We start from the raw sequence: 20,757 nt of genomic DNA, 5'->3' as shown, positions 1-20,757 counted from the left end.
TACGATCTTGTGCAACAGAGATGTATGTATACATCATACATGGTATAACGAATCTGTTATAATAACGCTTCGAAATACACTTCCGTTGCATCTCTATTCATTCATCTATGAAATAATATAACGATTTATCGTGTAGGAATAAACTGTTTTATCCATTGACCAAATCCCTGCGGATTTCGACTCTGGATCAAGATGGTGCCCTCTCCTCGAAAACGGCAAACCAACCCTTCCCCACTCGTCACACTGGACAACCAGCCTTGGGATGCTTTTTCGATGCGATAATCAACGTAATGAGGCCAGGCCACCAAGTGAGCATTATCTACAATAATCTCTTCGCCAGCAGCCAATTGTATAGGATGTATCGCACCATATGAGGACAGGAACACAGTGCCTCGTCCACTGATTTCAATTATAAAGAAGCCTTCTCCGGAAAAAAGACCTTTTTTCAAATTCTGCATTTTGGTATTCACCTGAATGCCTTCTGTTCCTGCCAGAAATCCGTCTTTCTGTACATAGAGAGAGTACGAGCCATCCAGTTCTACAGCCTCCACACTGCCCAGAGTTGATGGAGATAACAAAATCTCCGCGCTTCCCCCGGCAGCCGTCAATTCCTGAAAGAAAAATTTCTCTCCACTCAACATACGGCCAAATCCAGCGAGCATACCGCCTTCTGCTGATCCTTTGAGTTCAACGGTAGGCGACATGGACACCATGGCTCCACTTTCAGCCTTGAAACGCTCTCCACGCTGTAAATCTACCTTAAGCATAGCAAATGCGCCGTCGTATAGAATTTCGTATTTCACGGTTTCATCAGCTCCCTGTCATTGTCGGTAGTAAAGTCATTGAGTCCATTATCCTCCAGCACGGCTGCTTTGTCGCCATATTCCTTGATGATATGCTGGTCACCCCAATTACATAATGCGGTCAGAATGGGCTCTAAACTCCGACCGTATTCACTCAATTCATACTCTACCTTGGGTGGCACCTGATTGTACACGATTCTTTTTACAATACCGTCATTCTCCAGCTCCCGCAGTTGCTGCGTTAACATCTTTTGGGTGATTGCGGGCATGATACGCTTCAGATCACTGGTTCGTTTCTTTCCATGTGTCAGGTGACAGAGAATAACACATTTCCATTTGCCGCCAATAACCTCCAGCGTTGCTTCGACCGAGATATTATATTTTTTGCGCTCCATCGTTGTCTTCCTCCCTGATGCATCTATGATTTGCTTCCGTTCATGCTAATGTACAGGCACCAAAAAGTACGTAGGGTACTAAAAAGTACGTACTGTTCATGTCATACCGAATAATTCATAATAGCATTTGCCGGTAAGCAAATCTACATTCTAGGAGTTGAACAGGACATGCATCATGAGACAAAACACAGCACTTGGGCGCTACTGGCATTAGCAATCAGCGCTTTTGCAATCGGTACGACGGAGTTTATCAGTGTAGGACTCTTGCCACTGATCGCAAATGATCTTCATATTAGTGTATCTTCAGCAGGGCTAACCGTTACCATATATGCTCTGGGTGTGATGTTCGGTGCACCGATTCTAACATCACTTACATCGGCTATATCACGCAAAACGTTGCTGCTCGCGATCATGTTGGTTTTTATTACCGGTAACACCCTGGCATCATTATCCACCGGGATTACTGTACTTCTTATCGCACGGGTGATATCCGCTCTCGCACATGGCTTGTTCATGTCGATTGGCTCCACCATAGCAGCTGATCTGGTACCAGAAGGCCGCAGAGCAAGTGCTATTGCCACGATGTTCTCGGGACTGACCATTGCAACGGTAACCGGTGTGCCTATCGGTACATTCGTAGGCCAAAATCTTGGCTGGCGGGCAGCCTTTATCCTGATTGCAGCTGTTGGCATCCTTGCCCTGATCGCTAACCTCTTGCTTGTGCCCTCAACGTTACAACGTGGTACACGTACACCCTTTCGGGATCAGGTGAGACTCGTAACACGCGGTCGTCTGATGCTTGCTTTTATCATCACGGCTGTAGGCTATGGAGGCACATTTGTCGTGTTCACATACTTGTCTCCGCTATTGCATGACATCAGCGGTTATTCGGATCAAACGATCGCTATCATTCTGCTGTTATACGGTGTGGCCATTGCCATTGGTAATATGATTGGCGGTAAAGCAGCCAACCGCAAGCCATTGAAGTCACTTCTTGTCATGTTCATTGTGCAAACGATCATCCTTGGCATCCTGTATTTCACCGTTCCATTCAAATGGGCTGCACTGGTGACCATTATGGGCATGGGCTTGCTTGCTTTCATGAATGTACCTGGTCTTCAAGTCGTTGTGGTTACACTCGCAGAAAAGCTTGCACCGCAAGCCAAAGATGTCGCGTCAGCTTTTAATATTGCTGCGTTTAACGGGGGTATTGCTATAGGTGCCTATCTAGGCGGAGTCGTAAATGACTCCATCGGTTTGATCCATACCACATGGGTCGGTGCATTAATGGTGCTCATTGCGGCAATCCTGACAATATGGGCGCAACATCTTGAACAGCAAGTTATGACAAACTCAGACAGGTTGGAACCAAACCCTGTTAAGGTTTGATCTGGAAGAAAAGCACCTTTCTCGTTATAGATCAGAGACCGCTCGAATCCGTATCCGGCCTCATATTATATATCGACAGACTATATACGTTACTATATAGGTTGGGCATTATTTGATCTAGTATGATTTAATTTTGTATCATGAATTGTTGGCTATATCACTTTAAATAGAAATATAAACAGATTTCAAGGAGGATTTCTCATGACAATAGCAAAAAATCTACAATCGACTACAACATTGCATAACGGTGTTCACATGCCTTGGTTTGGCCTAGGCGTATTCAAGGTCGAAGAGGGATCAGAACTGATTGAGGCGGTGAAAAGTGCAATCAAACACGGTTACCGCAGTATCGACACAGCAGCGATCTACGGCAATGAAGCAGGAGTTGGACAGGCCATCGCTGAGGCATTGCAAGAAAACGGGTTAAAGCGCGAAGACCTCTTTATTACCTCTAAGGTATGGAATGCTGATCTTGGATATACGGAAACACTTGCCGCATTTGATACCACGATGAACAAGCTGGGACTGGAAGTTCTCGATCTATACCTGATTCACTGGCCCAAAGCCGGCAAATACAAGGGTGCATGGAAAGCCATGGAGGAATTGTACGCAGCAGGCCGAATCCGTGCAATTGGCGTAAGTAATTTTCAAATTCATCACCTGCAAGATCTCATGCAGGATGCACAAGTGAAACCGATGGTCAACCAAGTGGAGTACCATCCCCGTCTAACACAGGATGAATTGCGAGCATTCTGCAAACAGCATGGCATTCAGCTTGAAGCCTGGTCACCGTTGATGCAAGGTGAGCTGCTGGACAATCCAGTATTAGAAGATATCGCTGCAGCCAAAGGTAAATCTATTGCACAAGTCATCCTTCGCTGGGATCTGCAGAATGGCGTTGTAACCATTCCGAAATCAACCAAAGAACATCGGATTATCGAAAATGCAGCCATTTTTGACTTTACGCTGTCCACGGAAGAGATGGAACAGATCAACTCATTAAACGAGAACGTGCGGGTAGGCCCAGACCCGGATAACTTTGATTTCTAATTCAATTCTTTAAAGTAAGACCACTAACCTATCAAACAAAGTCGATTATTCATCCATCGGCTTTGTTTTTGCTTTCTGCTTCATGATTAAACTGGTCAATGAGTTTATCCAGAATCACCGACTGCTTGATTACTTCAGGATGAAGAAATCCGTTATATTTCTTCGCAAGTTCGTGCAGATGGCTTCTAGCCTGCTCCATTTTCAGATGTATAAGCACACTTTTCCTCATCAAATCAGCCTCTCTGAAACATTGTAGAATCTGATGTCAGAATATAGATTATTAATTTAAAGGCACAAAAGGAGCGCAATTATATGAAATATGACCCAATACACGCCCATCTCTAGCCTTGCTTAGCTTCATAAAACTCTGAACGATCTCTAATTTTTTCGAAAATAGCCAAGCAGGAATTAAGAATTGTGCTACTCCCCATAGCTATGGATAGATTCAAGCCCTCTAACATAAGCTCTGTGGCAGATTGATTATCCTTACTTTCAACGAAGCGATACACGGCCAAATCCCCTAAAAATTGCACGTATTTTTCTTTTATTATCGTCGGTGTATACTCCCCGAATTCAGCTTTTTCCGATTGATAAGGTATATATCCTGCAAATCGTTCCAAAATCGTATCAATATTGAAATGATATATATTCGCTGCCTGGATCATGTGCCATAGAGCAATGAATATCTCACCTTCGCGAGTTGCTATATAATCAGCATATTCATTTATAATCTGCACTTCTCCTGACATCAGACGATACAGGTAAGTATTCGCAATAGCCCATTCTGAGAATTGTCCAATAATCTGCTGAGCTTGCTCGTCTTTCTCTCGAATCCAGCGTTCCCCATTATCATATAGACCTACAAGTTCCAGTGCTCTTTTGTAATCACCGCACTTCTCACTTGCTGTAGCTTGGGCCAGATAGGCGTATAAAATATAATAATAAAGCGGTCTTTCTGTCTCCTTCTTTACTTCTTCCGAACGAACAGAACGGTGTTGCAATTCATATTGTATCGTGGCGATTCGTTGCATCTCTTTGGCAAGTGTATTCACCTTCTCCCATTTATGGGCCATTCCGAATGCATGTGATAACTGCTTTAATGCTTCAAGTTGATCGGTTTCATCCAGCCGGTTCACGTATGTCTCAAACTGAGTTGCCGCTCGTATATTTTTTTCCATATTGTCCCCTAGATCAATTAGAAACAAACGATATTGGCAGCGTGCAAGACGTTCAGAATGCTGATACTTTTCCGCTTCACATACCCCTCGGTATAAAACTGCTGCAGCCATTTTTTTGTTATTGTCAAATAACTCCTCAGCCATTTCAAATAATACGGGAACATAAGCAAGGTCTTCTAGAATACGATTGGTGATATGCTGGATACAATCCACTCGATTCAAATCAGCACAACGAAATATAAACGGCCGTATACGTCTGATGGAGATCAGGGTTGAAAAACACTCGTCTATATAATCATCAAAAAAATAATCTTCAGGTAACCCCATACCCGCGGTAATCGCTATAAGTTGATTCATAGATATGGGTTTATTTCCTTGTAAAATACGGCTGAGCGTCCCTGAATTTATGCCTGATGTCACAGCAAAGTGTGAATGTTTAATATGATTATCCTGTATGTACTGCATCAATTTTTCTCGAATTGAATTTGCACACTCCATCACACACACCTCCACAAACGTACAAGTAATGGGTTGAATCCCCTGTGCATAACTATACCAATTAAGAATCATTCATGGGTCCAAATATTATCCAGCACGTAAAAAAAGCACCAAAGAGGCTGTATCTAAACTCGATTCGAAATTTAGACACAGCCTCGGCTTATTCAAATGGATTCCAGCCATCCTCCCCTGACAAAACGAGGGACAACGTATACTCGGCTGCTTCTTCCTCCGTCAGTACGTGAGACCAAGGCACGCGCACATCTGCACGTCCGGCTCCTGGCCCGGCACTTTTATATTCGGCATAATTAACTGTGGTTTCCGCTTCGACCTTGTTCCAGTTATGCCAGCCTTCCTGTTTCACGTGCGCACCGAGCCAGCAGTTCAGGAAACAAACTTTGGAATGATTACGCCACGGCCTGCCCAGATACACCGATTGCGGAGGGGCATTACTGGTCAGATCACATTCGACAAACACATATCCGTAACGAACATCCTCTGGTGTAGAAGCCGCTGTAATCCAGCCATTCACATGTCCTTCTGCAACCTCCGCTTCCGTCAAGCGACTTTTCGTGAAGATCTCACAACTCTTGAACACAACCGTAGCCGAGCCAAAAATAAAGTCGATATCCCCTTCGATATAACAATCCTCGAAGTACTGTCTTAACTTCCTGCGCTCGGCACCGTCACGAGGCCCGCCGAAATAACTGCGGTCCAGCGGTTGCTCAGGCAATGGTCCGGTAAAGATCGTATCCTGATGACCGATAAAACGGCATCCGCGGAACACAGCACGATCCCCATCCACATAGACTGCTAGCGCCTGTCCTACCTCGCTACCTGGCCCAGCCGAGTTCACGAAAGAGATGCCTTCCGCCTTGAAATCATCAGCCCCGATAAAGGCTGTGTACGAATGGAATGTATGATACTGTGAACCGTCGGGAAATCGCTTGAGTGCATGGTCATCATAGGTGATAATCGTCTGCTCGGCGCCCTCACCAATCAGATGGATGCCCGGCTTATCCATATGCAGCTTCTCAACATACACGCCTGCCTTCACTCGGATCGGAAGGCCGTGAGTACCATGGTCTGGATGAGCATCCACTGCCGCCTGAATGGTTGTATAATCTCCTGATCCGTCAGAAGCAACCGTAATACAGGGAGTAGATGACTCCAACACGAGATCCGCTGCCGAGCGTTGCTCCGTCATGGCAAACGCTCCATTTCCAGTGCGGCCAGCAACAACGGAGCAACTCCCATAAAGGAATCGCTTACAATAGCCTCGCTAACATAGTAGCTGTACGAGCCATCACGATCCAGACTCAATCCTGCTCCGTGGCAGATACCGTTCAACCGAACGCCTTCAGTGGTCTCCTCCATTAACTTGGACGTAAGCCCTTGCCACCCTTTTTCAGCCGCATTTCTGAAGTGAGGTTCCAGATAACGCAAACGTACACCTTTCGCAATTGCATATACAAACATGCTTGAGCCTGAAGCCTCTAGATAGTTTCCTTTGCGGAACCCTTGATCCAGCACCTGGAACCATAGTCCGCTCTCCTGCTCTTGTACTCGTACCAAGGCATTACACATACGCTCAAAGATACCAATAATCGTACCCCGTTTAGGATGATTCAGCGGGAAATGTTCGACACTATCCACGATGGCCATGGCATACCAGCCCATAGCTCGGCTCCAGAAGTGCGGGGAACATCCGGTCAGGGAATCTGCCCAGATCTGCTCCTTCGATTCATCCCAGCCATGGTATAACAATCCGGTACGTGGATCACGTGTCTGGCGCTCGACCAGCAGAATTTGATGAGCTACTTCGTCAAATAACTCTGGACGCTGAAACGTCTTCGCATATTGGGAGAGAAAAGGAGAAGACATGTACAGTCCATCCAGCCACATCTGGAACGGATAGATTTTTTTGTGCCAGAAGCCACCCTCGGATGTACGAGGCTGCCCTGCAAGCTGCGCTGCGAGCAGATGAGCAGCTTCTGCGTAGCGCCCATCCTCGGCATCATCAAGTAATGCAAACAGGTTCTTCCCTTGATTAATCTGATCCAGATTATATTCTTCCAGGGAGTAGGTTCCGATAGATCCATCTGGCTGTACATACAGATCCATATGTCTTTTCATAAAATCGATATATTCCTGCTTGCCGTATTCTTCTCCTGTTCGTGCCATAGCCATTAACGTCATGCCTTCCACGTATGCCCATCGTCCTGAAGGGAATGCATGGAAACCATCCTCGTTACATTGCTGCATAATCGTTGCTGCAATTCGCTCAGACCAGGATAACTGCGTCTGTACCTGCATCGCGTTACCTCCTAGTAGTTTGTATTGGTTCGAATACAATAACGTGCATCGAATCTGTTACTAGCCACTGCTCTCATTCTACTCATTCGTTCTAGGCTATAATTTGAACTAAAGATGTTTACACGCTTACTCCAATGACAGAACAACCTTCCAATCGCTGTTATCACCAGATTTTTTTCGATTCCCTTTTATTAAAGGGAAAATCCGGTGATAAAGGCGAACGCTTCACTTTTTCAGGTTTTTTCTGTCCTCTCCGTTGGTGTGTAAAATAATAACTCAACAGGGATAGTTCTTCATTCAATTATACATTCACTTACTACTTTTAGAGCTGAACTAGCTTTCTATTAAAGCCGGCATTACTGCCGGCACGTTGCTGTTGAATTACGCAGATTCAGCTTCGGCTGGATGACAACCGGCACATCCACCTGCTCGTCACGAATCAGGGATACGATGAGCTCTGCCGCCTGAGCGGCCAGTTCATCCAGCGGTGGACCAATGGTGGTCAATGCCACTTCGGCATACTGCATATCCGGCAGATCGTCATAACCGATAATCGAGATATCACGCGGCACGCTGTAGCCGGCTTCGAGCAACGCCCGAAGTGCTCCCCGTGTCACAAGGTTGTTCAAGCCGATAAATGCCGTGGGAGACTCCGCTCCAAACGTATAGTTCCGGATCGCGAAATACCCATCTTCCCACGAAGAATGCGCGGGCAACACATCGTCCTCATTGAAAATCAGTCCTGTGCGCTGCAAGGCTTCCCGATAACCCTCCAGCTTGACATGCTGCGAGTTACCGATGAATCCAATTCGGCTGTGACCGAGGGATTTCAGATGTTCCACGGCCTTGTACAACCCCTCCTTACGATCAATCTTGATGTAAGGAGAGTTCGGAGCTTCATCTGTACCGAGTACAAAACACGGCATGTTCAAGGTCGCAAACTTTTTCCAAAATGCATCCCGATTGTCCAGCGCATAGTCCCACAGGATACAACCATCGACACGCAGCTGGCTGAACACGTCTACCCCGTCATCGGCTACAACCAGAATCATCTGATACCCTCGCTTCTTCAGCTCGGTATGCAGGCTACCCGAAATGTTGGAGAACAATGGATTGCTCAGTTCGTCCAGCACAAAACCGATGATATTGCTTCTGCCAGTGGAGAGTTGCCGGGCCAGCATATTTTTCCGGTATTGGTGTTTCTCCGCTACCGCGAGCACCTTCTGCTTGGTCGCCGGTTTGATTCGGGGATCATCGTTCAGTGCTTTCGATACCGTGCTGTAGCTCACCCCCGCCAGTTTGGCAATATCTTTAATGGTAATCAAATTGAATCAACACCTCTCATATGCCTGAAACCTGTTTCCTATTTCTGTGCAGCTTTATAGCGATCGTATTGTGCTTGTCTGCCTGCGATCACCTGTTCAACATTCATGCTTTTGAGTGTCTCGATGTACTTGTCGAACTGATCGAGGCTTGCATCACCACTAATAAATTTGAAGTTCATCTCTTCTACATATGTGGTAATGTCAGGCATGGACATGCTCTCTACGCTCGCTTCATCCGGTAAAGCATACACAAACGGGAACGGCTCACGCACATATTTCTCTAATTCTTTGTCCAGCTTCGCATGCCAAGGTGCAACGATCGAATCCGCTGAATCCGTGGACTGGATGTTTGGCAGGTTGACTGGGCCAATTCCGAGCTTTTGGATATATTCATTGTCTTTACCTTTATCCGTGAATTTCTTCACGCCATTCTCTTCTGTATACGTATCATCCTTGATGCCCCAAGTGTAATATGTCTGTGCTTCATCACTGACTGCATAATCCAGGAAGCGGAAAGCCAGTTCCGGATTTTTGCTATCTTTACTGATGCCGAAGATACCACTAACCGGTGTACGTCCGATGTAGAACTGATCTCCATGCGGCCCTTTTAATGGTAGAATGCCTTTGATGATCGGCTCTTCGGGCTTGTAATCCTTGAAGAGCGGGCTGTAAACCATCGACATATACCAGCTGAAGTTAAACGTCGCTCCCGTTACGTCTTGCGAGATCCGTGAAGTAACCTGGTCGCTTGTAGTGCTCGCGTAGTCCACCCCGAGCAGACCTTCCTTGTACAGACCATTCAAGTAAGTCAGGTATTCCTTGTAGGCTGGCTCATAATAGCTGAAGTGCACTTTGCCTTGATCGTCTGCATAGAAATTGTTCGATAGATCAAGTCCAAAGGCTGGACCGAAGGCCATAGGGATAAACTTCGATTCCATGGACAATGGAATCTCATCGGCTTTGCCGTTGCCGTTCGGGTCATCTGTTTTAAATTTGCGCAGCATCGCTGTGAACTCATCAAGCGTAGTTGGCTCAGATAATCCCAGCTTTTTGAGCCAACGCTCATTCACCATGAACACAGGCATGTAGTTACGCGTCAGCGTTTGTTGTGGAACATAATACATTTTACCATCTGGCGTGGTTAAACTGGCTTTCACGGATGGCGACTTTTCATATATTTTTTTGAGATTAACGCCATACTTCTCTACCAGGTCATTAATCGGGATGAACAGACCGCTGTTAATGTACTTCATTAATTGATCCTGATCCGGCAGGTACACGATATCCGGGAGCCCTGTGCCGGCAGCCAGCCTCGGATTGACCGCATCCGCATAGTTTTGAGGAGGGATCAGATCCCAATCTACTTTCACACCCGCATTACTCTCAATTTTCTTAACGATGGCTGCGGTGGACAGATCCACGTTGGTTGTCCATGCGTTCGTTGCCAGGACTGACAGCTTCGCATCCGGTTGATCCGTTACCGGCCCAGCGCCGGTATAATTGAAGGCTTTTTCTGTACTCTCAGGTGTTTTCCCCGCATCGGTTCCTGCACCCGTTCCCCCGCTACAACCCGCCAAACTGATCGCAAGTATCGCCGCAATTACACTTTTTCTTCCTGCCCCTTTGACTTTCATCCATCATTCCTCCTTGGTATGAACCCTTTTGAACTCCCTTGAATGACTTGCTTGAATGACTGTGGTGCTTGGTAATGCACTCTATCCTTTCACGGCTCCGAGGGTAATGCCCTTAACGAAGTACCGTTGGATAAACGGGTAGATCATCACGATCGGCAGAATGCTGACCACGATAGACACATAACGAACTTGCAGCGATGAAACCGCCAGTGCACCGGATGTCATCGTACCGCCCATCTTCTGCATAACTTCTGGCGAAGCCATGATCAGCACCCTTCGCAGGAACATCTGGAGCGGTTGCATATCCTGTTTGCCTAGATACAGTAAGGCTGAGAAAAAATTGTTCCAGTGGAATACGGCGTAGTACAGCGTCAGCACGGCTAGTGTAGGCTTGATAATTGGAACGGCCAGACGATACAACATCGTCATCTCATTCGCTCCATCAATGCTTGCGCTTTCAAAAATTTCATTCGGAATGCCTTCAAAGGCCGAGCGGCAGATCATTACGTTAAACGTAATCACCAGTACAGGTAGCACCATCACCCAACGAGTATTGTACAAACCGAGTGATGTGATCAGCATGTAGACCGGAATGAGTCCACCTGAGAAATACATGGTGAAAGCGATAAAAAAGTTCAGCTTGCGCCGTAGAAAAAACTGCTGTCTCGACAAAGGAAATGCAGCCAGGCAAGTTGCTACAATGTTCAGCAACGTGCCTACAACGGTATACCAGACCGTGTTATAGAAGGACACCCACAGTTCCTTGTACTGCAGTACCATCTTATATCCTGAGAGAGTGAACCCCACAGGCCAGAGCACCACTTTTTGTTTATCGATGGCATCCACCGAGCTGAAGGAAATGCTGACCACGTACAGGAATGGATATAAGGTGACTACAACCGCCAGAATGGTCAGCAGGTAGACGAAGACATAGAATAATCGGTCACTTCTCGATTTTTGCATACAGGCTCTCCTTTGGATCAGTGTTTGTCTTACCAGAGTGACATTTTGGTCAGGCGGCGAGTCAGAGTATTGGCTGCAAAAACAAGGATAAAGGTGATAATGGAGTTGAATAGTCCAATAGCTGTGGCGAATCCATAGTTCTGACCCTCGATCCCCATACGGTACACATAAGTAGACAGTACATCTGCCGTTTCATATGTGGCTCCGTTATAGAGCAGGTATACTTTCTCGAAACCTACGCTCATGATACCGCCGAGCGACAGTAGCAACAGAATAACAATGGTTGGTTTGATGCTTGGCAGGGTTAGATGCCATAACTCCTGGAACTTGTTCACGCCATCAATTTTGCCGGAGTCATACATCTCGGGGTCGATGCCCATAATGGCTGCGATGTAGATGATGGAGCTAAAACCAAAGCTCTGCCAGATGTCTGAACTTGTGAAAATGGTGCGGAACCAGCTGGCATCCATCATGAAGTTTATTTTTTCCATACCGAGTCTTGCGATCAGGGTGTTGATAATACCGTCTGTTGGTGATAGGAAGTTGATAATAATGCCGGCCACCACAACGGTGGAGATAAAGTGAGGAAGATAAGTTACGGTTTGCGCGAAGCGTTTAAAGGTTCGATTCTTAATCTCTACGATGCAGACTGCAAATAGAATGGGGATGGAGAAACCGAACAAGAGTGGCAGAAAGGCCAGTAAAAAGGTATTACGCAATAACCGCCAGAAGTAAATCGAGTTGACGAACTGCTCAAACCAGCGCAGCCCCACCCATTCGCCACTGAACATGCCTTGACCCGGTATAAAGTTGCGAAAGGCAAGCAGTACACCCGGCATGGGCAGATACATGAAGATCAGATAATACAGAAAGATTGGTGAGAACATCAGCAACAGATACTTATCCCGCCGAATCAGACTGAACAGCGTGGACATGCGTTTTTTCAACGTAAACACTCCCCTTCGTTCCAAAATTACAACGTTTGAATTTTTTGATAAAAAAAATCTGTTCCCCTGTAATACATCTGATATTAGGCTAACTCCAATTTTGTAACGACCTATACTATACCGCATAATTACAAGAAAAATCGCATTTATTCAGTCTCGTTCATGCCTCAACTATGCTTTTTCAAATCTTACATCCCCCATAATTACAACGTTGTAATTTTGATTTAAATGTATACGCTTTCATAAACTTTTTCTCATCTTAGCAGAGTCTTGAATGTTTAGCAACAATAAAATCAGGAATACCCTGTAATTTTTATAACGCCATGCCCCGAGGAGCAGACGTGAATATTGCATGGTACCCGCATTGGAAAAAGAAAAAAGGGCAGAAATAGCGTTGCTATTCCGCCCCAACATGTATTACAACGACGTATCATAACTGATTGCGAAATTGCATCGGTGTTACACCCTTAACACGCTGAAACGCTCTGTAGAACTGACTGACATGTGAGAATCCCAGTGCAAAGCTTATTTCCGTCACTGATTCGGTTGTATTGCGCAGACAACGAACGGCTTCCTCCACACGTAAATTCAGTAGATACTGGTACGGCGTTGAACCTGTCAGCATTTTGAACGAGCGCATAAAATGATACCTGCTCTGATGTGCTACCGCTGCCATGGAGTCGATATCCATCGGGTTTGTGAAGTCACTGTGAATATACTCTAATACACGCTGCATATGAGGATCTATGCCCAAATTACTCCCGGTAACTCCAAGGAAATGTGGACGATTATTGCCAGAAAGCAATAGCCCCTCGGGACTCCCGGACCATATGGAACCAGCTTCTCTTGCTTCTATATGCGAATGCTCGGGTCCAGACAATATGCGTTCAAGATACTGCTCTACAGACAGCTCGGTTTCCTGAATGAGCAACGGGTCCGGTTCATCCTCCAGCCCAGTCACATGCCATCCTCGGAACAGTCTGCTGATCTCTGCAGGATCAAAAGCTTGGGTGATCTGTAATTCAGAATGAACTGATCTTGAACCGCGGTCTGCTAATCCTCTTGGTAGATTACGAAACTTGATGACAATGACGGCTGCGTCCGAACCGATCTCAAAAAAGTGCTCCGTCCGGGGATGGGCGATGATTCCGAATCCAGCCTGTAATGTATATGTCTGTTGTTCCTGCACCAGCAAACATTGACCTCTAATGGGCAGGGTTACCTGATACCAGTCATCATGCATATGAGGTTCATTGGCGAACCCGCCAGAAGCTTTCCATAACTCTAAACCATTGAATGTCATATTTAATTCCATCGTTTCTCACCTGCTGACATTATAGCAAATCGTGCTTAGATTCCAAGCACTTTTCACAAAGACAAGCTCTCCAGCTATCTTTTATTATGGATAAAAATATCCGAGGTGATCTATGATGGCTCAAGCCGCCGTAAACAAAATTCAACTAAACCACGCAGCGAACTGGGCCCTTGCAGGGGTGAGTTTCGCCCATCTGCTGAATGATGCCATGCAAACGGTTGTTACGTCAGCCTTCCCGCTGTTCCAACAAGCCATGCATCTCAGCTTTGCACAGATGGGCTGGATTGCCTTTGCACTAAACATTACTGCTTCGGTGCTGCAACCACTGATCGGCTATATATCCGATCGCAAACCCATGCCTATTCTGCTGCCCGGCGGCATGATATTTTCCCTGTTCGGGATTCTGGGCTTTGCCCTTTCGTCATCGTTATGGATGCTACTCGTATCCGCATCGCTGATTGGTATCGGCTCATCCATTCTTCATCCCGAATCCTCACGTGTTGCCCATCTGGCTGCCGGTCGAGGGCGCGGCATGGCACAGTCCATCTTTCAGGTTGGCGGGAATACCGGACAAGCTATTGCCCCCCTACTGGTTGCTTTTGTACTGCTTCCGCATGGTCAGTTACAATTTCTGTGGCTAATGGCCTTTGCACTTATCGGTATCCTTATCCAAGCTTCAGTTAGCCGCTGGTACAAGAATAAGCTGAATGCCGCAAGCCCCCATCGGACACAGTCCGTACAGCACGCACTGCATGAATCAGAAGCAACGCCACCGCCTGTGAGTCGAAGACGAATCTTTATTTCCATGAGCGTTCTCATCCTGCTATTATTCTCCAAGTTTGTTTATATTGCGGCTATGACAGGATACTACGCCTTTTATTACACGGATGTGCATCATCTCCCCCTATCCAAGGCGCAGCTCTGCTTGTTTATCCTTCAATTCGCAGGCATGATTGGAACCTTGCTTGGCGGGCCACTCGCGGATCGTTACGGGCGTAAACCGATGATCTGGTTTTCCATTGCTGGTACCGCTCCGTTCTCACTACTGCTTCCTTATGCAGGCCCTGTCCTGTCTATGGTGCTATGCGGTATCATCGGATTAATCCTGATGTCGGGCTTCAGTGTTATTATCGTATACGCTCAGGAATTGCTGCCGCGTCACATTGGTACAGTATCTGGACTGTTCTTCGGCCTGTCATTTGGTATGGCTGGACTGGGTTCGGTTGTCATCGGTTCTCTGATTGATGTGACCAGCATTTCATTCGTCATCCGGCTGTGTTCTTTTTTGCCCCTGATCGGCGTGTGTGCTGTATTCTTGCGCAATGATCGATCCGCTAAAGCTTAGCAAGCTATTGATACTTCCACAACAGTTCCAATACAATAAGTTGAGAAACGGAGGCGCGATATTTATCAGAGAGAAGGGATGGTTCAATGATCATTGATATACAGCATGTGACCTGGAAAAGAGAATCCCTCACCCTGCTGAATGATGTTAGCTGGCGTGTAAACAAAGGCGAACACTGGGCGCTGCTTGGCCTGAACGGCTCTGGCAAAACAACGCTCCTCAATATGATTACCGGCTACCTGTGGCCTACGGAAGGCAACATCTCGGTACTCGGTCATGAATATGGCAGTGTAGACCTGAGGGAGCTTCGAAAGTCGATTGGCTGGGTAAGTTCCTCCTTGCAAGAGAAACTATACGCTTCTGACCGCACGCAATATGTCGTGATTAGTGGGAAACACGCTACGATCGGTCTATATGACAAACTGGCAGACGAGGATTTGAATCAGGCGATGCACTGGATGCAAACGCTGGGATGCCAGCATCTGTGGGATCGTGAGTATCGCACTTGCTCGCAGGGGGAGAAGCAGAAATTGCTCATTGCCCGTGCCCTGATGGCGAATCCACAGCTGCTCATTTTGGATGAGCCTTGTAATGGGCTTGATCTATTTTCCAGAGAGCGTCTACTGGACAGCATCAGTGAACTGACAGCACGTTCAGACTCACCTTCGCTGATCTATGTAACGCATCATACCGAGGAAATTTTGCCCGTCTTCAGTCACAGCCTTTTGCTCCGTCGGGGTGAAGTTTTTGGGTGTGGATTAACCGCTGATCTCATGACACAGGACGTATTAAGTGATTTCTTTGAAGCCCCAGTAGAAGTAGATCAGCATGGTGAACGAGTTTATGTACGGGCAGCAGCATCTAAAGGTTAGAATTATCTGTATCCAAAAGGAACAGAGTGAGGCGGAATAAACAGCAAAACCCAAAGACTTATCCACATGTGGATAGTTTTTGGGTTTTCTATCCCTATATATTGTGTTATCCACGGTTTTCTGTGTAAAACTTTCGCCAATCTGAGCATAACTTCGATTCTATGTTTGCCTCTTCCTTAGCCTACTTCCGTGCGGAGAGAAACAGAAAAAGCGGAATACGCCGTCTGCGCTGATACGTCTCTTCATTGACGAATTCTGCACGCTTAGGTGCTGATTCACGCAATTGCTCCACTCGGAATCCAGCTTCTTGCAAGGCCATGTAATACGATTCAATGGTACGGTGCATTTTTTGGACGGAACCGCCAAGCCACTGTTGCTCCCGATATCCCTCGACGAAGTATTGATCTACGATCCAATTGGTTCGTGTTCCGGAGGGTTGCAGCGTTGAAGTAATCACCGGGTGCTCTACCGAAAAAACAAAGGTTCCATCTTTTTTAAGTGCCCCATACACTTTACGAAAAAGGCTTTCAACATCCTCGATGTAGTGGATCGCCAGTCTTGAAATGGCAAGGTCATATGAATGTACAGGATACGTCCACTCTTCCAGATAAGATTGCTCAATCCGGGCATTCAATCCCTGAACGGACTTGCGGGCAGCCCGAACCATATTCGTTGAACCTTCAATACCTGTATAAGACAAGCCATTATACCTCTCGCCAAGTAGTTCTACCGCAAATTTTGCGTCACCACAGCCGAGATCGAGAATATGTTTACCCGTAACATCCCCGACCAACTCCAGCATAACCGGTCTCTCCAACGTATCATTGGCGTTATCCTGGCCTTGCCGACGTTCCATATACGTCTCAAATACCTCATTATTATCGTAAAAATCAGAACCTCTTTCACTCATATCTGCACTGACCCCCATTCTATGAGTTATACACTAGTGTGGTTCACCCTGCTGCGGGCTATATTCTGTAAAAGTATACCGGATTAAAGCATCTCTCACCATAAAAAAGCTGCTTGTCGGAGCCCACTCCGCAAACAGCCTTCTACTTTGGTTTGAGTTGTTTAATTCCTAGCCAAATCGCTCGGTCTTGTACCATTTGCTCTCGCGTTTACGAATCTTGTCCATCAGCAGATTGTAGAAGGCCCGGATCGAGATCAGAATAAAGAGCTGAGCATATGTGAAATAGGATACACATGCGTAGATGAAATTCCGGGTGTTGCTCTGCCCGATATCCGCTGCCAGTGCCAGATTGATCTGTAGAACATAGATAAAATACATCAGTGCCCAACCAATGACCAGGTAGACGTATGCGTCCCCGGCAAACTGGAATGGAGAACTGACCTCCGGTTTGAATATTGCGATAACCTGATAAACAAGGTTCACCACAAAAATAATGTCCGACACAATAATAGCCAACATAAACCAGAAGTAACTGACCGCATAGTAGAGAACAAGCAATTTATTGCGCCAGCTGGAACGATTGAACAGATTATGAATGTTATCCAGGACCACCTGGTAGTTCCCCTTGGCCCAGCGTTCACGCTGTTTCATGTATACACCAAGCTGCTCTGGCTCCTGCTGATATGCTTCCGCTTGCGGCGCTAGGGCCACCAACTGGCCCCGGTTCATAATTTCAAACGACAACGCCGTATCTTCCGTAATGGCGGTCACATCCCAGCCACCGATTTCCCGGATTAGGCTTGTCTTAATAATATAATTTGTGCCCGGAATCGTCCCCAGCTTGAACAGCTCCCAAAGCCCGGTGTGGTAGACACGCTGAGACGTTATAATTTCGAGATTAATACATTTGGAGAGGAAGTTTTGACCACGGTTACGTGCTTTGTTTCGGCCAAATACAACCCCGTACTGTTCAGGATTCTCCAGTGATTTTTGTGCGAGGAACATCAGTGAATTTCGCTCTGGAGCAGCGTCTGCGTCAAATATACAGATCCAATCGCCGGTGGCCAGTTCCAGGCCGTCGTTCAGCGCACCGGATTTCCCCCCCGTACCTTTGCGTTCAAGTACCGTGACGTTACGGTGCACATAACTGGTCTGTCCAAGGAACGATTTTAACCGATCGGCTGTGTCATCTGTGCAATTATCTGCAATGACAATCACCTGCACCTTATCCTCAGGATAGTTCAGTCGCAAAATATGCTCCACTGTTGCCACGATGACCAGACCTTCGTTATGAGCAGGTACCATAACCGTGACGTTCGGATAATGATCCATATTTTCCGGAATCTGAATGCCCTTCTTCTCCTGCTTGTGGATAAAACGAATAGCCCCGGCCATAATGACGATCGATTCGAACACAGCGATCCAAATACTGAATATCGACAAGATCAGAATGAAATCAGCCATCCGTTTTCCTCCGATCATACCTTCGAATTACCCTAGAGCGAAATCGGAGCGTGGCAATCGTTAATCCGATGGTAAACACCACAAAAATACAACTGACGGCAATACAGATCGGGATAAACCAGGACATATAATCCATAAGCCTCGCTCCTTTCGGTTAAATATATTCCCCGATTAAATCCGTCTCCGTGTTTCGTTCCAACGCGGCAAGAACAGCGTCCAGATTGTCATACTTGCTGAATTGTTCCTTCTGAAAAACCAGTGCACCTGATTTGATAATGGTCTGGAGCTGGTTCCCCTTTTTATCGAGCACATCCATATCCATAATATTTTTTTTAATCCTACGGGTTAACATCGGTAAGTAATCCACATTGACCATCGGACACAAAATGACAAATCGTCCGCGGTCCACAAAAAATTTGTGATCCTCGTATCGAATTTGCTTCTGAATCGACTGTGAGATCTCAAGCAGGAATTGGGAATACTGAACTGAACCAAGTGACTCCTGCACAAGCGGCAGAAATTCAATCTTAAACATGGCGATGCTGAATCCATAGCAGTCTGAATAACGTCTGGCAAGGTTGCTCTGTTTAACCAATGTATCTCCAAGCGCTTCCTTATTGCCCAGCGTTGTATCCAGATCGATCTCTGGATTGTGATCCTTCATTTGCTCCAGACGTTCAATCACCCGTGCACTACGCACAAGTCTTCTTTTGATATAAGCAGCGATTGCCGTGTTCGCCGGGATAAGTAGCCACCAGGAAAACACGAGCGCATTGGGTTCTGCGAAAGTCACGAGCCACACAAAATAAGTGACCAAGTATACAAATATCAGGACGACGGATACACCAACAGGAAGCAAAAGCCCCGCGGCTAGCGCCCCTAGTGACGCTATGCTAAGTACAACATCCAGCTTGGTGTAGCTTTGATTCATGTACAAGTGGAGATATACAAAGAACTGCTGTACGATGGCGAGACTAATCAAGATTGCGTAACCCCAGGCCAGACGCTGGGTAGGTGCGTTATTTCTCATAGTCCTCCTTCTCTGCATCGAATTTCAGAATGACTCGGTGCCAACACCTCTTTTTTTATAACCAAAACTTCAACAAAAATCGACAATTAAAGACAATAATATAGTAACATATAATCTTGGATTATATAAATAAAAATTTACTTTTTAAGAAAATTATATAAATAAGTTTCACCCAGCAACGGAAACAAGTTATCAAACAGGTGGGTGTTTCCGTCAAATACGTAACCGCCCGGATATCGTGTGTCTTGCCCTCGCAGTGTGATCATATGTTGATACAGCTGCTTTGCCCAATTTGGATCACCTGAGCGAACAGCAAGCAGGATGGATAGACCATATACCGATGCCGATTCATAATCTACGGCTGGTTTCTGTGTTCTACGATCATACTGTCCGGGGAGCTTGCCCCGAGTGCCGAACTCTTTTTTCAGAAAAGCAATCAGCTTATCGGGTTTGTGCCCCATCTCCATCACATGATTGGCAACGATGAGCTGATCAATCAGATTAACTTTGTCATCGTAGCTGTAAGCCCTGGTATTGACATTCATGCTCTTCGGATAGAATAATCCATCGTCAGGCATTTTATGCAGTATATCCTCGTACCTGCTGTAAACGTCCAGACCCAGCATCTGATGGTCTCTCATCGCTTGCAAGGCGAGCAAATCCACATAGACCAGACTTAAGGTGTCCGTGGAATGTCCACTTTTGAAATCATAAAAATCAACCAGGTACCCCTGTTGCTCGGTTCGCTGCGTTAATGTTCGGGAAAGGGCCGATGCGGTCGCCAGTTTGTCTGCTCTGCCTTGATTCCACCTGTCTGCCGCTTGCAACAGAGCCCCCATAATCCGCAGATCGTCACCTAACGCGTTGGTTGCCACATGGGATTTCCCTTGAGGATCAAGCTTCCAGGCGATATAGATGTCGGGCCTGATCACATAGTATGTCTGGAGTTGCTTGTAGGCCTGCTCGAACATATCTTCGTTATCACTTGCCAAAGCATACTGCATCCACAATCCAAGCGACTCCGACAGTGCCTCTCGGCCAGCAACGATGTCCGCTCTCTCCGACGCCGTTTCCTGCAAATAGGTTGCAAGTGTGCCATTCGGATTCGTCATATGTTCCTTAACAAAGGCGACTGTAGGGGACACCTTCTCCATCACAAACCGCTCCCTCCATAGCACTACAATCGCTACAGTTACAACAATCGCAAGTAATATGTACCATGAACGCTTTTTTCGGAAAATAAACTTCACACCATTCCTCCTGACGGGAATATATGACGGAGCAACTGAGCCACTTCTTACATTTTTGGAAGTAGGCCTTATC

The 20,757-nt window shown here is 46.4% G+C and carries 20 protein-coding genes; 4 read left to right on the top strand and 16 right to left on the bottom strand.

Annotation, left to right across the window (positions count from 1 at the left end):
* Positions 1-125 precede the first annotated feature (125 nt).
* Both BLQ13_RS15085 and BLQ13_RS15080 read right to left on the bottom strand, forming a co-directional pair.
* Complete coding sequence (locus BLQ13_RS15085; RefSeq protein ID WP_090921470.1) at positions 126-803, bottom strand: TIGR00266 family protein; 678 nt, start codon at positions 801-803, stop codon at positions 126-128.
* Positions 800-1,198, bottom strand: a complete 399-nt coding sequence (locus BLQ13_RS15080) for a winged helix-turn-helix transcriptional regulator (protein WP_090921468.1) — start codon at positions 1,196-1,198, stop codon at positions 800-802. Before BLQ13_RS15080 ends, BLQ13_RS15085 begins: the two co-directional genes overlap by 4 nt.
* A 168-nt stretch (positions 1,199-1,366) precedes the next feature.
* Between BLQ13_RS15080 and BLQ13_RS15075 the strand changes: the two genes are divergently transcribed.
* Both BLQ13_RS15075 and BLQ13_RS15070 read left to right on the top strand, forming a co-directional pair.
* Entirely contained in the window at positions 1,367-2,587 is a 1,221-nt protein-coding gene (locus BLQ13_RS15075; protein WP_090921466.1) for an MFS transporter, read from the top strand.
* 207 nt (positions 2,588-2,794) lie between these two features.
* Positions 2,795-3,637, top strand: coding sequence for an aldo/keto reductase (locus BLQ13_RS15070; protein WP_090921740.1), 843 nt, complete (start codon positions 2,795-2,797; stop codon positions 3,635-3,637).
* A 49-nt stretch (positions 3,638-3,686) separates the two neighbouring features.
* Here BLQ13_RS15070 and BLQ13_RS15065 read toward each other — a convergent pair whose 3' ends face one another.
* The 9 genes from BLQ13_RS15065 to BLQ13_RS15025 all read right to left on the bottom strand — a co-directional run bounded on the left by BLQ13_RS15065 (position 3,687) and on the right by BLQ13_RS15025 (position 13,813).
* On the bottom strand, positions 3,687-3,866 hold the full coding sequence (locus BLQ13_RS15065) for an aspartyl-phosphate phosphatase Spo0E family protein (RefSeq protein ID WP_090921463.1): 180 nt from the start codon (positions 3,864-3,866) through the stop codon (positions 3,687-3,689).
* A gap of 112 nt (positions 3,867-3,978) precedes the next feature.
* A complete protein-coding gene (locus tag BLQ13_RS15060; protein ID WP_090921461.1) occupies positions 3,979-5,313 on the bottom strand; it encodes a helix-turn-helix domain-containing protein in 1,335 nt (444 codons plus the stop codon).
* A 160-nt stretch (positions 5,314-5,473) separates the two neighbouring features.
* Complete coding sequence (locus BLQ13_RS15055; RefSeq protein ID WP_090921458.1) at positions 5,474-6,520, bottom strand: pectinesterase family protein; 1,047 nt, start codon at positions 6,518-6,520, stop codon at positions 5,474-5,476.
* A complete protein-coding gene (locus tag BLQ13_RS15050; protein ID WP_090921456.1) occupies positions 6,517-7,629 on the bottom strand; it encodes a glycoside hydrolase family 88/105 protein in 1,113 nt (370 codons plus the stop codon). The genes BLQ13_RS15055 and BLQ13_RS15050 overlap by 4 nt, the downstream gene beginning before the upstream one ends.
* Before the next feature lie 356 nt (positions 7,630-7,985).
* Entirely contained in the window at positions 7,986-8,954 is a 969-nt protein-coding gene (locus tag BLQ13_RS15045; RefSeq protein WP_090921454.1) for a LacI family DNA-binding transcriptional regulator, read from the bottom strand.
* Between the two features lie 38 nt (positions 8,955-8,992).
* Positions 8,993-10,588 (bottom strand): extracellular solute-binding protein, encoded by a 1,596-nt coding sequence (locus BLQ13_RS15040; protein ID WP_090921452.1) that lies wholly within the window; start codon positions 10,586-10,588, stop codon positions 8,993-8,995.
* Between the two features lie 81 nt (positions 10,589-10,669).
* Entirely contained in the window at positions 10,670-11,551 is an 882-nt protein-coding gene (locus BLQ13_RS15035; RefSeq protein WP_090921438.1) for a carbohydrate ABC transporter permease, read from the bottom strand.
* A 29-nt stretch (positions 11,552-11,580) separates the two neighbouring features.
* Positions 11,581-12,498 carry an ABC transporter permease gene (locus BLQ13_RS15030; protein WP_418792713.1) on the bottom strand — a complete coding sequence of 306 codons (918 nt, stop codon included), beginning with the start codon at positions 12,496-12,498 and terminating at the stop codon, positions 11,581-11,583.
* Between the two features lie 430 nt (positions 12,499-12,928).
* Entirely contained in the window at positions 12,929-13,813 is an 885-nt protein-coding gene (locus tag BLQ13_RS15025; protein ID WP_090921422.1) for a helix-turn-helix domain-containing protein, read from the bottom strand.
* Positions 13,814-13,928: 115 nt separating this feature from the next.
* Between BLQ13_RS15025 and BLQ13_RS15020 the strand changes: the two genes are divergently transcribed.
* Together BLQ13_RS15020 and BLQ13_RS15015 are read left to right on the top strand one after the other, a co-directional pair.
* On the top strand, positions 13,929-15,158 hold the full coding sequence (locus tag BLQ13_RS15020) for an MFS transporter (RefSeq protein WP_090921420.1): 1,230 nt from the start codon (positions 13,929-13,931) through the stop codon (positions 15,156-15,158).
* 86 nt (positions 15,159-15,244) lie between these two features.
* Positions 15,245-16,030, top strand: a complete 786-nt coding sequence (locus BLQ13_RS15015; RefSeq protein WP_090921418.1) for an ABC transporter ATP-binding protein — start codon at positions 15,245-15,247, stop codon at positions 16,028-16,030.
* Between the two features lie 181 nt (positions 16,031-16,211).
* On the opposite strand, the gene BLQ13_RS15010 is transcribed toward BLQ13_RS15015, so the two are convergent.
* From BLQ13_RS15010 to BLQ13_RS14995, 5 genes are all read right to left on the bottom strand, one after another.
* Positions 16,212-16,940 (bottom strand): class I SAM-dependent methyltransferase, encoded by a 729-nt coding sequence (locus BLQ13_RS15010; protein WP_090921416.1) that lies wholly within the window; start codon positions 16,938-16,940, stop codon positions 16,212-16,214.
* 168 nt (positions 16,941-17,108) lie between these two features.
* Complete coding sequence (locus BLQ13_RS15005; RefSeq protein WP_090921414.1) at positions 17,109-18,404, bottom strand: glycosyltransferase family 2 protein; 1,296 nt, start codon at positions 18,402-18,404, stop codon at positions 17,109-17,111.
* Positions 18,397-18,540 carry a hypothetical protein gene (locus tag BLQ13_RS28550; protein WP_167375743.1) on the bottom strand — a complete coding sequence of 48 codons (144 nt, stop codon included), beginning with the start codon at positions 18,538-18,540 and terminating at the stop codon, positions 18,397-18,399. The genes BLQ13_RS15005 and BLQ13_RS28550 overlap by 8 nt, the downstream gene beginning before the upstream one ends.
* Positions 18,541-18,558: 18 nt before the next feature.
* Positions 18,559-19,434, bottom strand: a complete 876-nt coding sequence (locus BLQ13_RS15000) for a diguanylate cyclase domain-containing protein (RefSeq protein ID WP_090921412.1) — start codon at positions 19,432-19,434, stop codon at positions 18,559-18,561.
* A gap of 137 nt (positions 19,435-19,571) precedes the next feature.
* The gene (locus tag BLQ13_RS14995) at positions 19,572-20,684 is read right to left on the bottom strand and encodes a glycosyl hydrolase family 8 (protein ID WP_090921410.1); all 1,113 of its coding nucleotides are present in this window, start codon (positions 20,682-20,684) and stop codon (positions 19,572-19,574) included.
* Between the last annotated feature and the right edge of the window lie 73 nt (positions 20,685-20,757).

Source organism: Paenibacillus polysaccharolyticus (assembly GCF_900102085.1).
Taxonomy (GTDB): Bacteria; Bacillota; Bacilli; order Paenibacillales; family Paenibacillaceae; genus Paenibacillus; species Paenibacillus polysaccharolyticus.
This window is presented reverse-complemented; position numbering and strand designations above follow the sequence as displayed.